The 14310-nt window shown below is 44.5% G+C and carries 17 protein-coding genes; 9 read left to right on the top strand and 8 right to left on the bottom strand.

The genetic code is table 11. The features are described 5' to 3' along the window. Positions 1 to 126: 126 nt before the first annotated feature. Complete coding sequence (locus tag AC5JL3_RS02460; protein WP_192219034.1) at positions 127 to 603, top strand: TspO/MBR family protein; 477 nt, start codon at positions 127 to 129, stop codon at positions 601 to 603. A 47-nt stretch (positions 604 to 650) separates the two neighbouring features. Here the strand turns inward: AC5JL3_RS02460 and AC5JL3_RS02465 are convergent, their stop codons facing one another. Beyond that, positions 651 to 806 carry a hypothetical protein gene (locus tag AC5JL3_RS02465; protein ID WP_496072979.1) on the bottom strand — a complete coding sequence of 52 codons (156 nt, stop codon included), beginning with the start codon at positions 804 to 806 and terminating at the stop codon, positions 651 to 653. A gap of 26 nt (positions 807 to 832) precedes the next feature. Here AC5JL3_RS02465 and AC5JL3_RS02470 point away from each other — a divergent pair, with 26 nt between their 5' ends. From AC5JL3_RS02470 to AC5JL3_RS02490, 5 genes are all read left to right on the top strand, one after another. Further along, positions 833 to 1051, top strand: a complete 219-nt coding sequence (locus AC5JL3_RS02470; RefSeq protein WP_496072980.1) for a hypothetical protein — start codon at positions 833 to 835, stop codon at positions 1049 to 1051. 68 nt (positions 1052 to 1119) lie between these two features. Further along, a complete protein-coding gene (locus AC5JL3_RS02475) occupies positions 1120 to 1377 on the top strand; it encodes a cytotoxic translational repressor of toxin-antitoxin stability system (protein ID WP_192219032.1) in 258 nt (85 codons plus the stop codon). An 83-nt stretch (positions 1378 to 1460) separates the two neighbouring features. Then, complete coding sequence (locus AC5JL3_RS02480; RefSeq protein WP_496072981.1) at positions 1461 to 3047, top strand: glucose-6-phosphate isomerase; 1587 nt, start codon at positions 1461 to 1463, stop codon at positions 3045 to 3047. Positions 3048 to 3338: 291 nt separating this feature from the next. After that, positions 3339 to 5873, top strand: coding sequence for a PQQ-dependent sugar dehydrogenase (locus AC5JL3_RS02485; protein WP_496072982.1), 2535 nt, complete (start codon positions 3339 to 3341; stop codon positions 5871 to 5873). Between the two features lie 59 nt (positions 5874 to 5932). Then, positions 5933 to 8023, top strand: coding sequence for an ArnT family glycosyltransferase (locus AC5JL3_RS02490; protein WP_496072983.1), 2091 nt, complete (start codon positions 5933 to 5935; stop codon positions 8021 to 8023). Positions 8024 to 8079: 56 nt separating this feature from the next. Here the strand turns inward: AC5JL3_RS02490 and AC5JL3_RS02495 are convergent, their stop codons facing one another. The 4 genes from AC5JL3_RS02495 to AC5JL3_RS02510 all read right to left on the bottom strand — a co-directional run bounded on the left by AC5JL3_RS02495 (position 8080) and on the right by AC5JL3_RS02510 (position 10898). After that, on the bottom strand, positions 8080 to 9045 hold the full coding sequence (locus AC5JL3_RS02495) for an SMP-30/gluconolactonase/LRE family protein (protein WP_496073038.1): 966 nt from the start codon (positions 9043 to 9045) through the stop codon (positions 8080 to 8082). Between the two features lie 127 nt (positions 9046 to 9172). After that, positions 9173 to 9763 carry a GNAT family N-acetyltransferase gene (locus AC5JL3_RS02500; RefSeq protein WP_496072984.1) on the bottom strand — a complete coding sequence of 197 codons (591 nt, stop codon included), beginning with the start codon at positions 9761 to 9763 and terminating at the stop codon, positions 9173 to 9175. A 157-nt stretch (positions 9764 to 9920) separates the two neighbouring features. Continuing rightward, positions 9921 to 10283 carry a hypothetical protein gene (locus tag AC5JL3_RS02505; RefSeq protein WP_496072985.1) on the bottom strand — a complete coding sequence of 121 codons (363 nt, stop codon included), beginning with the start codon at positions 10281 to 10283 and terminating at the stop codon, positions 9921 to 9923. A 381-nt stretch (positions 10284 to 10664) separates the two neighbouring features. After that, positions 10665 to 10898 carry a hypothetical protein gene (locus tag AC5JL3_RS02510; protein ID WP_496072986.1) on the bottom strand — a complete coding sequence of 78 codons (234 nt, stop codon included), beginning with the start codon at positions 10896 to 10898 and terminating at the stop codon, positions 10665 to 10667. A 148-nt stretch (positions 10899 to 11046) separates the two neighbouring features. Here AC5JL3_RS02510 and AC5JL3_RS02515 point away from each other — a divergent pair, with 148 nt between their 5' ends. Together AC5JL3_RS02515 and AC5JL3_RS02520 are read left to right on the top strand one after the other, a co-directional pair. After that, entirely contained in the window at positions 11047 to 11301 is a 255-nt protein-coding gene (locus tag AC5JL3_RS02515; protein ID WP_496072987.1) for a DUF4160 domain-containing protein, read from the top strand. Beyond that, positions 11264 to 11551, top strand: a complete 288-nt coding sequence (locus tag AC5JL3_RS02520) for a DUF2442 domain-containing protein (protein ID WP_496072988.1) — start codon at positions 11264 to 11266, stop codon at positions 11549 to 11551. Before AC5JL3_RS02515 ends, AC5JL3_RS02520 begins: the two co-directional genes overlap by 38 nt. A gap of 47 nt (positions 11552 to 11598) precedes the next feature. Here AC5JL3_RS02520 and AC5JL3_RS02525 read toward each other — a convergent pair whose 3' ends face one another. Continuing rightward, positions 11599 to 12951: a hypothetical protein gene (locus AC5JL3_RS02525; protein ID WP_496072989.1), complete on the bottom strand. Its 1353-nt coding sequence runs from the start codon at positions 12949 to 12951 to the stop codon at positions 11599 to 11601. A 68-nt stretch (positions 12952 to 13019) separates the two neighbouring features. Continuing rightward, a complete protein-coding gene (locus AC5JL3_RS02530) occupies positions 13020 to 13163 on the bottom strand; it encodes a hypothetical protein (protein ID WP_496072990.1) in 144 nt (47 codons plus the stop codon). 110 nt (positions 13164 to 13273) lie between these two features. Here AC5JL3_RS02530 and AC5JL3_RS02535 point away from each other — a divergent pair, with 110 nt between their 5' ends. Beyond that, positions 13274 to 13768, top strand: a complete 495-nt coding sequence (locus AC5JL3_RS02535) for an ureidoglycolate lyase (RefSeq protein ID WP_496072991.1) — start codon at positions 13274 to 13276, stop codon at positions 13766 to 13768. Between the two features lie 24 nt (positions 13769 to 13792). Here the strand turns inward: AC5JL3_RS02535 and AC5JL3_RS02540 are convergent, their stop codons facing one another. Then, complete coding sequence (locus AC5JL3_RS02540) at positions 13793 to 14308, bottom strand: GNAT family N-acetyltransferase (RefSeq protein ID WP_496072992.1); 516 nt, start codon at positions 14306 to 14308, stop codon at positions 13793 to 13795. Between the last annotated feature and the right edge of the window lie 2 nt (positions 14309 to 14310).

Raw genomic sequence — 14310 nt, forward strand, 5'->3', positions numbered from 1 at the left:
TCTCCCAGCATCTTGATTCAGACCAAGGGCGGATTGCATCAACCTCTTGAACTAGGGACAATCACTTCATACTGCTTAGCCTGACTCTACAGGGGCAGCAATAGGGGATTTTGGTAGGACAAAGCAATGATTAAGTCCTGGATGGTGATTGCGGCTGTAACGTTTGTGGTGTCGCTGGGTGGTGCATTGATTACACCCAACGATATCAAGTGGTTCAAGCGCCTACGACGCCCAAGATGGCTGAATATTTTTGTGCCAATAATTCCCTTAATCTGGACTGTTGTTTTTATTTGCGGTGCTTGGTCAGCTTATATTGTTTGGGAGAGTGACCCAGGTAGCACAAGAACCTGGATACTGATGGGCTTGTATCTCCTGCTAGAAGTGGTTACTATCGCTTATCAACCACTGTCGCTCAGGCTCCGGAGCCTCAAGGTTGGTACGATTGTTGGTGGAATAGGTGCGGCTTTAGGAATTATCCTTGCCTTAGTTGTCCTATCTGTCTCAATTTGGGCATCTGTGTTGCTTTTACCTTATGTGATTTGGAGTCCGATTGGAACCTACGCAACGTGGGAATTGATGCGACTCAATCCGAGAGATGTTTAAGCCCAGGCTAATTAATGCAACGGTTACTGCAAAAATTGCCCGAAAAACTAGATAATTAACCATTGTCTTGCCTGAGCGATCGCGTGGCAAGTCAATGCTAATCGGGGAGCGTGATTGGGGCTAGCAGTCTGTTGGGGATTGGGAAGTAGAAGTAAGGGAAGAGTATTAGCGATCGCTTGAAACTGGGCGACGCGACGACTCACTGCGCTAACCTTAAGGGTTGTTCACTATGAATTTGCTTAGAAGTCGATTGCAGCGTTTAACTGAACAGCTTCCTGACTTGATTGAGCAACTCCCGGATGAGAGCTTGGAAGATGCCTGGACAGTTCTACAACCGCTCTACTATGACTTGTATATGCTCGGAGCTATGCACGAGGCACGGCGAAATGTTAGACCAGGGGATTTACTCACTCGTGAAGAGGCGTTGCGAATGCTGTGGTTTCCTTAAGATTACCGGATGAGGTGTGAACGAGCATTGTGGACAAAAATTTGTAGTTTGGAGTCAAAGTCCGCCTTGTGAGGATAGAAGTGCGCTATGCTCAATCCTTTTTGCGAGATCTTAGGAACTTGGAGTCAGCGGCATACCAGCAGGTCTGTCAAGTAGTCTTTGATGAGTTTCTAGTGCTAAACCAGATTCAAGACCTGCCAGGGCTGAAACGGATTAGCTCAAATACGATCTTTTACCGATTTAACGTAGATAACTATATGGTCGGTATCGAAGTGACAGGTCAAATTGTCAAGTTTCTGCGAGTTTTACCCAAACCCTATATCTAAAGTCATTACTAAAAAACCGTGAACAACTCACAACCAACCTCTTAAACTTGTGATTGGTGAAAGCAAACGTTTGAGAGCTACTTATGGATGCTGCTGCACTTTGGCAACGTTACCAAGACTGGCTTTATTATCACGAAGGATTGGAATTTTACCTCGATGTTAGCCGTATGCGGTTTGATGATGCCTTTGTCGAGGCAATGCAACCGAAGTTTGAAAAGGCGTTTAAGGAGATGGACGCCCTAGAGAAAGGTGCGATCGCAAATCCTGATGAAAACCGTATGGTGGGTCACTACTGGCTACGCGATCCCGACTTAGCGCCAACGCCTGAACTTCAACAAGAAATCATCAATACCCTAGAACAGATAGAAGCCTTCACCGAAAAAGTCCATACGGGAGGAATCCATCCCCCTGGAACATCCAAATTCACCGATGTTATTTCCATCGGGATTGGTGGTTCTGCCCTTGGGCCGGAGTTCGTCTCGGAGGCGATTGCCCCACTCTCACCCCCTTTAACGATTCACTTCATTGACAATACCGACCCGGATGGGATCGATCGGGTTCTCACCAAGCTGCAAGACAAACTTGCTAGCACTCTGGTACTCGTCATCTCTAAATCAGGAGGGACACCAGAAACTCGTAACGGCATGATTGAAGTAAAAAAAGCCTACGAGTCAGTAAATCTTGACTTTGCTCCCCACGCCGTTGCAATTACTGGCAAGGACAGCAACCTGGATAAACTCGCTCAATCCGAAGGTTGGCTAGCAAGATTTCCCATGTACGACTGGGTAGGAGGACGTACCTCAGAAATGTCAACTGTGGGACTCGTCCCAGCCGCGTTGCAAGGGATTAACATCCGCGAAATTCTTGCTGGGGCAAAAGAGATGGATGCCGTTACTCGCGTACCCCAGATTAAACAAAACCCAGCCGCAATGCTAGCCATTTCTTGGTACTTCGCTGGCAATGGCAAGGGAGAGAAGGATATGGTGGTGTTGCCCTACAAAGACAGTTTGTTGCTCTTTTCGCGCTACTTGCAACAGCTAGTGATGGAATCTCTGGGTAAGGAGAAAGACTTAGAGGGCAATACCGTTTACCAGGGCATTGCTGTCTACGGCAACAAAGGCTCAACCGACCAACACGCCTATGTGCAACAACTACGGGAAGGTGTACCTAATTTCTTCTTAACATTCATTGAAGTCCTAGAAGATCGCCAGGGAACCTCGCCAGAAGTCGAAGCCGGAGTAACTTCAGGCGACTACCTATCAGGTTTGTTGCAAGGAACTCGACAAGCGCTGTACGAAAATCACCGAGATTCAATCACCGTCACCATTCCTCGTGTGACACCTCGAACCGTCGGTGCTTTGATTGCCCTCTATGAACGTGCTGTAGGGATTTATGGTTTCCTGGTTAATGTCAACGCTTACCATCAGCCTGGAGTTGAAGCTGGGAAGAAAGCGGCAGCGGCTATTCTGGATTTACAGAAACGGGTGATGCAGGTACTAGAGGATGAAAATAGTGCGATCGCTCTTTCTGACTTAGCACAAAAAGCTGGGGCATCTGACCAAGTTGAAGCGGTTTATAAACTGCTGCGTCATCTCCAATCCAACAAACGAGGTGTTGTCTTAGAGGGTGATTTAGGAAAACCGAGTAGCTTGATGGTTTCTGCAATTTAATGGCTAAGCGAAGCGGCTACCCAGTTGAAATTCGTTGTCTTTGCACTAGTTCGTCAACACCCGAATGAGGTGGCAGAGTTGGCTTGCTACCTGCATGGCATTGAGCTAAAGATCGAGCAGTAGAATGACCTCGAAGTAATGGGTAAATGCGATCGCGCCTGTATCTCCTTCTACTGGTTTAATTCAGTGGAAGGAGATTGTACCAAATTCAAAAATGTTTGCGACAGATGGAGAGCAGGTAAATCTCCAGGAGGTAGGGAACGCCGGGTGTACGATTTGTAGCAGTCATTAATGAAATTGGTATTACTAATGCCTCTTGTTGTTGCTCCGCTTGGGCAAGAGGTAAACGTTTTATCAAAATTCCGCTCAATGAAAAAGCCAAACTTCATAAAAAAAATCAAACTCCTTTATTGGACTTGTTGTGCAATTTTTGCGTTCTCTCTTTTTTCCAGTATTTCCTTAGCTCAGATACCAGTAAACCCCATTCCTGCATCTATCGAAAAATCAAAGCTATCTGTTGGATTTGAAGAAATTGTGAAAATTCCTGGTAGTGGGGATCAAAATAATCCATCGGCTCGATTGAATCTGCTTACCCATGCAGGCGACGGTAGCCGACGGTTATTTGTTAATGATATGCGCGGCAAGCTCTATGTAATTATTGACCGCAAAGCTACCGTTTACATAGACGTGAAACGCTTAGTGGGCAAAGGTTTTCACGACGAGTCTGGACAGCAAGGATTTTCCTATTTCGTCTTTCATCCAAGATTTGCAATCAATGGAATCTTTTATACAGTAACTAGCGAAGATAAAGATACTGGAAAACCTGATTTCCCAGTTACTAAACCAATTGTTAACAGCAACGGTAAGAGGATAGCAAGCTCTCACCATGACGTGATTCGCGAGTGGAAGGCTACAAATCCTTCCGCTAATACGTTTTCTGGAACAATGCGAGAACTTATTCGCATCGAAGAACCCTACCCCGATCACAATACGGGACAATTAGCCTTTAATCCCAATGCAAAACCCGGTGATGCTGATTATGGAATACTTTACATCGCGGTAGCTGATGGTGGGAGTGACGGTTTTCCTGTGAGCGATACAGACCCCTTGGATAATGGGCAGAATTTGGGTACACCACTAGGAAAAATTCTACGCATCAATCCACTTGGCAATAACAGCGCCAATGGTAAATATGGCATTCCTGCTGACAATCCGTTTGTGAATGATGGCGACCCGAAGACACTGGGTGAAATCTGGGCGTATGGATTGCGTAATCCTCATCGTTTCAGTTGGGATACTGGGGGCGATGGCAAAATGTTGATAGTCGATACAGGTCAGGCTTTTATTGAGGAAGTAAATCTCGGTAAAAAAGCAGCTAATTACGGCTGGGGAGAACGTGAAGGAACCTGGGTTGTTGATGAAAACAATGAAAATGTCCTTTATAAGTTACCTGAAAATGATCGCGATTTTAACTACACCTACCCAGTTGCTCAATACGAGCATGACATACCGTCAGGGGTGAAGGACTTTTACGGAATTGCGATCACTGGCGGTTTTGTTTACCGAGGAACTGCTATTCCCGAATTAGTTGGTCAGTATATTTTTGCCGACTTCGGCAGTGATGGGCGGTTTTTCCATGTCCCTGTCGATAAACTTGTTGATGGCAAACAGGCAACGATTAAAGAACTCAGACTCTTTAAGGGTAATAGAGAACGCTCTTTTCTAAAAATTGTTGGTCACAACCGAACCGATGTCCGATTTGGGATAGACCAAGCAGGAGAACTCTATGTAACATCCAAGCAAGACGGGAAAGTCAGAAAAATTGTCCCTTCACCGGAGTCTATCAACTATCAAAGTGAAGTGCAACCGGAAGTTCCCACGGCTGTCGGCACAATTACACCCACACTCTACGATGGTCGCACCGCATTTCGGCTGAGTGATGGTCGCTCTGAGGCTGTTGTCGTGCCGGAAATTGGGCGAGTCATGCGTTATAGCTTTGTGGGAGGTTCTAATTTTTTGTGGAATTCACCCCGAAAAACCTACGGCGAAAATGAATGGAAAAACTGGGGAGGTGATAAAACCTGGCCAGCACCCCAACTGTGGTGGAGTGCGATCGCAGAACACGGTTGGCCTCCCGATCCAGCTTGGGATAGTAATCCCCACACGGTACGAGTTCTCTCCAATGGTCACTTGCAAATGACGAGTCAAGTGGCAAAAGGCTTTGGTTCCCGCGTGGTGCGAGAGTTCTGGTTTGAGGACAATGAGGACTTCATAATCCAGCAAACTGTGGAGAAAGTGAGAGGAGAACCGTTGCTCCTATCGATTTGGAACGTTACCCAAATTGAACCTCCGGATGCCATGTTTGTGCCCCTCAATTCCCAAAGCGTATATAAAGAAAATTTTCATTGGCTCCAGCCTCCGGAGAATGAGTCACCTATTGTGCATAGGACGGCGACCTTATTACAGGTGCGTCCCTCTGTGGGAGTCTCTACGAAGAACAGCTATAAGGTTGGTGCTGATACCCCCGTCATTGCGGTAGCCGCAGTCAAAGATGGCATAGCCATGATAGAAAAAGCAACTCGTCAGGATGGCGAATACCCGGATGGTGCGGTAGGGGGTGCTGGTTTTCCTATAGAAGTGTATAACAATGGCGATGCCAAAGAAAATTATGTCGAACTAGAACTTCTTTCTCCACTCCATCTTTTAAAAAAGGGCGATCGCTATCAGCATACTGTGCGCTGGAGTCTTCATCGACTATCTTCAAGCGATATCAATGCCACGACGACACGGGCTACCGTTGAAAATTTGCTTCAACAGCAGAGATAAATCGCTTTGATCAAACATTAATCAAACGGTGCATCAGTCCTCTTAAGAGTTTTGCAACTATGAAATTCTCCCCGCTTTTGTTAGGGATTTTCTTGCTATCGCTAACGCTGCGTGTCCTGGACATTACTGTTCCCCTAAATGTCGATGAAGTGTCGTGGCTATCTCGCGGAACCCTCTTTTTCAAGAATCTATTGGATGGAAACCTAGCAGAGACGTTTCTCCGCCATCATCCAGGAGTCACCAATATGTGGCTCAATGGCAGCGGCATGATACTTAATTGTTGGTTAGACAAGCTGTTTCCCGGTTTGTTAAACCTGAATCCTTCTCCAAACCTAAACGCTTGTTTGAACACAATAATACCGTGGTCTATACCGATCAACTTATATGTCATACCTCGCCTGCTGCAAGCCGTGATTACGTCAGCTTGCATGGTAGGGATATATATAGTTGCAAAACAGCTATTAGGGCGACCTGCGGCTCTAGCCGGCATTAGCTTACTAATACTAGATCCGTTCTTTTTAGGCTATCAGCGCTTAATCACAACTGATGCCCTACAAGCTGACTTTAGTGGGTTGGCATTACTCCTGCTTCTGCTCTACTTACGGGGAGATGGCGATCGCAAATGGCTTGTAGCTTCAGGTGTATTAATGGGATTGGCAACGGCTGCTAAAATACCGACTCTTTTCCTCTTGCCTGGAGTTATTATCTGGATTGTTCTGATTGAGTTAGGACTCTGGCGGACAAGTTTTCCTCAAAGGGGCTGGAAGCGACAGATTATAGATTTGATGTTGTGGAGCATGACCTTAGGCGCGGTCATCTTCCTGATTTGGCCAGCATTGTGGGTGGCACCTCTACAAACATTTGGCAAGCTCTTTGAGGGTCTTGAAGAAGAAGCTGATAAGGGTGGTCTTTTCTTCTTAGGACAGGTAACGGATTCATTAGGGCTTACTTTCTATCCGTTAGCCTTAGCCTATCGTCTATCACCCGCTATGCAAGCTGGGTTGCTAGCTTGTTTAGTCTTACTGCTCATTCCCAAGTTGCGTCGTGCTTGCAAGAAAATCCCTGAGCTAATTGCCCTGTTCTTAATCCCTTTGTGTGTCCTAGTCTTCTTATCTACTATCAAAAGGAAGTACGATCGCTACTTCATTCTCGCTTGGCCAGAGCTAGCTTTGCTGGCTGGGGTTGGATGGAGAACAATAGGAGTTTGGGTTAAACACTGGGGGGTATCACTACAACCTCGCTTGTATGATAACTGGGTTGGTAGATGGAGGACTAACCGAGGCGTAAAGACTGGGATCTTGCTAGCACTAGCTCAAATAGTTGTCCTTTTACCTCACTATCCCTACTATTTGACTTACTACAACCCCTTGTTGGGGGGTTCACGTACCGCTCAAAACCTGTTGATGATAGGTCAAGGAGAGGGTCTAGATCGAGCTGCTCACTGGTTAAACCAGTCACCCAATGCTAAAGAAATCACCGCTGCTGTATGGTACGCCTCAGCGTTTGTCCCCTATTTTCAGGGTCGAACTGTAGAACTAAATACGTGGAACTCAGCTAATCGAGTTGTATTTTACATCAACGGGATACAGCGCCAGAAGCCAGATCCACCGCTATTCGCTTACCTTACAGCACAGCAACCGTTGTACACGGTACAGCTACACGGAGTTGACTATGTGCGAGTCTATCCAGGCTCTGTACCTCTACCTGAAGATTTAAAAAACATCCAGGTTCCCCTCTCTCTATCTTTTGGTAAGCAGATACGCTTGCTAGGATATGACCTCAATAGCTCAGAGCTAAAACCAGGTGATGAGCTTCTAGTTACGTTCTACTGGAAATTTCTAGAACCACTTCCGCCAGATTTCAACATAAACGTGAGCCTCCGTAATCAAGATGGAAATTTTCAGAACCGTTCCGATGCGCCTCTGCTAGCTAGCTATTTGCCTCTCGATCAAATCGCGCCAGGTACAGTTGTGCGAGATGTCCATAAGTTAACAACTGTGCCTGGTGTACTACCTGGGCATTACCGCCTTGAAGTAGGATGGTTTTCGCCTAACAAGGGACAAGCACTGGAAGCACGCGATGCAGCAGGGAATGCTCAAGGCTCTCAGGCAGTTATTGGCGAGGTTGAGGTGGTACGACAAGCTACATAACGACATAAAACAAAGTTACTTCCCGTCAAGCGCCAATCCCAAGTTGATCAGCCACCCTATATTTTGCCCACTCGCACGCCTGGAATTTTGAGGCGGATACGGTAAAGGCTATTACTTGCAGTGATGTAGAGAGTTTTGTAATTACGATTGCCCCAGCCAATGTTAGCAGCTACCTCAGGCACTTCAATCTTGCCCAAAAGGTTGCCTGAACGAGAGAAAATCCATACGCCCCCTGGCCCAGTGCTGTAAACATTACCCGCTTCGTCTACCTTCATGCCATCGGGCACACCTTTTTGACTAGGGTCTTTCAATTCTGCAAAAATCCGCCCGTTTTCCAGGGTGCCGTCTGGCTTCACATCGAAGACACGAATGTGACCTTTGTCCGTATCATTCACGTATAGTTTTTTCTCATCCGGTGAAAAGGCAATGCCATTCGGGCGTACAAAGTCTTTAACCAACAATGTCACTGTCCCATCTGGTGCTAGTCGATAGACACCGTAGAAGCCTAGTTCTTCCTGCTCCGAATTAATACCATAAGGAGGGTCAGTGAAGTAAATGTTTCCATCTGATTTAACTACCAGATCATTTGGGCTGTTGAGCCGCTTCCCCTCGTACTGACTCGCTAACGTAACTACCGTGCCATCTTTTTCAGTACGGGATACACGGCGATTACCATGTTCTGCCGTAATCAAGCGTCCTTCCCGATCTAGTGTGTTGCCATTGGCATTTCCAGAAGGGCGACGAAATGTACTAGGTTGTCTATTCGGTGTCCATCGGTAGATAGTATTGGCAGGAATATCGCTAAAAAGTAGAAATCCTTGTGGGTGCCACAGTGGTCCCTCTGTAAACTCGAAGCCAGAAGCTACCTTTTCTACCTGCGTATTATCTTCAAGAATCGCTTGTAAACCGTCTTGATTGTCCCTGTTACTCAGCCGTATTGAAGTAAGACTTGATTGGGAACCAGACTTCGAGCCTCGAAACCCTAAATCATTTTTTGCTTGAGTAACGCCCTTGCTAGGCACAGTGGTCAATACAGTTATTAACAGGCTGGATAGAAAAATCCTAAAGATCAAGGTTGTCATGCTAAGGGTATTACTCATCAGCAATCAGGCTCTATAGGCAACCTCCTACTTTGGCACATAAATCAGGTTATTGCCTATATTTTTCAGGCTCAAACTCATCTTTGTTTAAAGCATACTTGACCGCCTCTTGATTGGTTACCTGATGAATAAACGTCTGCTCAAATTTCAATCCTGCTTTTTCCATAACACGGATGGAGGCAGCATTACTTGCTAAAGCCGTGGATACTATTCGTTGAGTATCTAACTCACAACAGCCTTTAACTATTAATGAGCGGGAACCTTCTGTTGCATAGCCTTTACCCCAGGCAACTTTTCGCAAACGATATCCCAGCTCAATTTCATTCTCGTTATTAACGTGCACTGTAATGTTGTCTAATGCTGGTCTGAGATGGAACCAACCGATAAACTCATTACTCGGCTTTTCAATGACTGCCCAAAATCCATACCCCTCATAGTTTTCATAGTAATTAATAAATTTAGGCAAGATTTTGCTTTTAATAGCTTCATAGTCTGTATCTATAGGGTCTCCTCCATTAATAAGTCCTATATTGGTGAAGCGAATGACTTCGCGATCGCTATCTAACTCAAATAAGTGGTCAGCATCATCTTCAGTAAACTGACGTAGAATTAATCTTTGTGTTTCTAGAAAAACTTTCATGATATTTCTGTGAGTAGCCTTTATGAATTGCTGCCTGGATGTCGAGCCTGATTTTATCATTACTACTACACAAACGAAGAGGTAATTTATATTGATAATTTACAAACTACCTTGCTTCTTTCCTAATATCTAAAGAAAGTCACTTTCCAGGAACAATTCAGCCTGAAGAATGAGCAGTTAGAAGAAATTCTACACTCACTGATTTGTTACCTAAAGCTGACAAAATGGCACGATCTTTATTAGTTTCAAGCGACACTTTTTCTCCAGTAGTTAAAACAATGTCTCTTCCGGCAACGGTAATCCAAGCAGTGCCAGCCAAAATATGTAGCTCTTTGCAGGCTGAGGGAATCCGGAACACCTCGCTTTTTTCAAGGGTAAACTGGCAGGGTACTAAAAGCTCTAGATTGCTCTTAAACAGATTTGTTAAAACTCCAAATCGGTTTGAGCCAGAACCTAAATAACTTAATAGTGTTGATAGGGAAAAAGTGTTCACTAAAGTATTACTCATAACTAAACGCATGAGTCCCAACCTCTCTTTGTTTTAGGTAGTATTTCTTAGCTGATGTCTTTAAGGTATTGGTTCTCCTCTTAAGAACCTAATCATAGGTTGAATGATAACTATGAATAAATTAGATAGATTGTTGCCGACTAGCTCAGACTCTTAGTTGGCAAGCTCACTCAACCCGTATTCCTACTGTCATCTAAAAGCTACTAATCTGAAAAGGTACAGTCTTTTAAACTTTTACTAGAACAGTTGTTAAATCGGTCAACTGTTCTAGTGAAACAGCATTAAACTGTACCAGCAGATCGTTCGATGGTTCGATCTGGCATAGTTACTTCAGCCATGTTCTTGCAGAGTTAGCGATCGCGATCGTCAGTTGGCAACTCCTCTTCGGGTAGCTCAATAAATACTCGGTAGGGACAATCGCCCTTCATCAATATCCCTCACGTTATTCGCGGCAATATCTGCTTCTGCTTGAGCAATAAGGTTATTTAATTTTCCTGAGGTCAAATCTTCCTCGATTTGCCGATCCCACGTTTCATCCAAATAGGTCTGAAGCCATGCTGCAAGTTGATGAAAATCACTTTCTGGAAGCTGTTTAATGGCTGCTTCGATTTCTAGCAGAGTCGTCATAGAGAAAAATATGCTCTGGAAATACCTCTATACTATTGTGCGATCAGCTTTGCTGGTGCACTAGGCAATCGCTCCACTAACACTCTGCTGGCTAGGAGGGGCGATAGATTATGCATTAGATTCTGGGGTTTTTATGTAATCTTGAGATATGCCAACAGTTTTAAGGATAGGTGCGTACCGTTTCTACTTCTACAGTCATGAACCAAATGAGCCACCGCATATACACGTTGACCGCGATGACTCATCGGCTAAATTTTGGTTAGAGTCAGTTAGTTTGGCAAATAATATTGGTTTTAGTGCCAAAGAGCTTCGGAAATTGCAGTCGATGGTACAGGAGAATCGAGAAAAGCTATTGGAGGCTTGGTATGGGTATTTTGGCGATTCGAGCGGACGAGAGAGTTAAGGATGTTCGCTTTACCGAAGAGACAATTAGTGTCGATTTGATGGATGGTCGAACGATTACCGTGCCTCTGGTTTGGTATCCAAGATTGCTTAACGCTACACCTGAACAGCGATCGCAGTGGAAAGTAAGCGGCGGGGGCTACGGCATTCACTGGGAGGAGATAGATGAGGATCTCAGTACAGAAGGTATGTTACGAGGTGCCCCTGCTCCGAGGCAAAGCGTCTCTGCGGCAGAAGGACTTGCAACATAGCTAACAATCTCCCGTCCGTTCGGTGCAGGGAGGTTGAGGGAATAAGCTTACCAGCTTGAGTCGCGACGGGAGAGGTCGTAACGTGGTTGAATTCCATGATCCGATCTTAAGTTTCTCTGTCGATATTGACCTCCATAGCCAAGCCTCCATAAAAGCACCTCATCTACCCATTGAACTGCTCTTAAAACTACTTCCCATTGTTGAATTTCAGTTAATGGAATAAGCTTTGTCTTTGCATGAGTTGAGTTATTACGGATATCTACAAAATTTTCCACTACTGTATCTTCCCCTGATATGCCTATACGATTAAGAAGTTCCTTAATACGCGGCTTTGCGCTTAAACTTTCATTGTTCTTTCGTTGGATAGGATTAGGTTCTTCATCTACTAAAATTAGTTTAGCTATGTTCTCTAATAGAGTTCCAAGCGCGTTAGCCACAACAGGCAGCAAAGCATTTCTTCTACGCCCAGACAGTCTTGGAGTTGCCTGAAAGTACCATTCCAGAATCACAAGGCACTTTTCACGCCAATGAGGAGTCTGAAGCATTCGCTGAAAACTTGGAAAACATTTAATAAAATCTAACAAGTCTTTTATGCCATAAGACCTTATAAATCCTTGTTCAAGTTCCTCTTGCGGAGATATTAGAGGAGCTTCCGCTAACGCTGCCACATTCTCTATTCTTATTTGGTTTGTGCTACTCTTTACAAATTTATTAGCTATTACATAAACGGGCTTAACATGACCACCATTCGCATATGAAAGCATTAGGAACAAATCTGAAATAAGTTGCTTGGCTTCGATGAGAGACTTAACGGCTAGGTCTTGAACACTTGTAAAGGCTTGTTTCGTCTGAAAGAGGCGAATCTTTAGTGTAATCATTGAACCTCTATTCTGTTTTTCTGGCTTCAACCAATTCAAAACCTCCTGAGCTGTAAAAATTTCAATACTCCAATCATTTCCAATTTCTACTTTGAAAGATTCATTCTTTAGAGCTTCAGTAATAGCTTTAAGGTCATCACCTGTAGCTTCTCTAATAAAGTCCGTGTTAGGAATGTAAAAGTCAAAATAGTGAGCATTGGCACCGACATCCCCATACAATACTTGCTTGGCATAACCAATACTTTGACGGCGACGCCCACCTCGGTATGTAAATGTAGGATTTTCTACTACAAGTTGAGGATTAGAGCCGTCCCAAGAAGTGAGTTTATTAGGAGGAGTATCAAGGGATAGTGCATCAAATGTGTAGTCTCCTCTAGCTACCTCAAATTCCCAACGTACTCTTGGAGTTTGATTAATGCTAAGCCAAACTGTTAGACGCCCTTCAAAAGTATCTAAACAACCGATGTTGTTAAATAACTCTATATCTTCTTGCCGCCCAACCAAATCTTCATCAAGAAACATCTTCACCCCCCAAATTCTGACATTTTGCCTACCAACCAAGTTGCAAGTACAATCGCCCTTCACCTAATTTATGCTACAGACATAATACAAGCCAGGATTGCTCGTAGCAGATTAGGGATGAGGATTTGCAGCTCATTATCCACAGGGGTATTGTCAGTTTCAGGCAGATCTTCTTCTGTGGGCAGGTATTGCAACGAGTTGTACTCTACCATGACGACTAGTGTCGCTGTAAAGAGACATATAGGTGAATGCAGATGTTCAGTTAAAAGGCTTTTCCGCTAGGCTCTTAGTGTATTAGAAAATCTAGTCGTAGGAGTAACTGATGAGTACAGCAAAGACAATTCAACAACTGCAAGCTAAATGGGTGACAGCAGAAAACTTTCGTCCTTACGGGCAAGTTATTTCGGCTAGTGAAGATGGCAAATTCTTTGATGCAGAAGATGCTCAGTTAAATCTCCAGAACGGAACACCCCGGTTTTACATCATGCGGCTCTATAAAAAAGGTCGCAATTTTAATAAAATCACTCGTCATGTCCAATGCACTCAATGTTTAGGCTCCTTGGAAGGAAAAGATTGGTTAATTGCTGTTGCACCACCTAATCAGGAGACTGAACAACCAGCATTAGAGGACATTGCTGCTTTCCGAATTCCAGGCGATTGTTTTATTAAATTAGAGGTAGGAACTTGGCACGCTGGGCCTTATTTTGAGCATGAATTTGTGGATTTCTATAATTTAGAACTGAGTGATACGAATGTCGTTGACCATTTCACACACAGTTTTCTAGAAAGTCATCAAATAGAATTTGAAATGGTCTAGGTTTTGTTTGAATTTAATATTTTGTCAGCTCGGTAAGGAAGATTTGTGGATGACGTAGAGGCGAACAATCTTTTCCAAATGGGTTATGTCCCTTTCGTAGATTAAGCCAATTTTCCGTGCAACGTTCTGAGAGGCGATGTTTTTAGGGTTAATCAGCGCAACAATGCGATCGCATCCTAGTTGCTCAAAGCCATAATCCCGAACGGCAAAGGCGGCTTCTGTTGCTAGTCCTTGCCCCCAATACTCTTTGGCAAGGACATAGCCCATTTCAGTTTCCGGCTGTCCTTCTACCTCCTGCGGAATCAACCCACAACTACCAATCAATCGATTGTCAGCTTTGTGAATAATTGCCCACATCTCAAAGCCAACTTGGGAGTCGTTATCAAATATCCACTTGAATAACTGCTGCGTCTCTTCAAATGTTCGAGGACTCCCCCTGAACGCCATCCCAACAGGGTCGGCATAAATGGTTGCCATGTCGTTCAAGTCATCCCAGGTAAAATATCTCAGAAGCAGTCTTAATGTTTCTGTAACTACCATCT

This window comes from Symplocastrum torsivum (genome assembly GCF_059505465.1).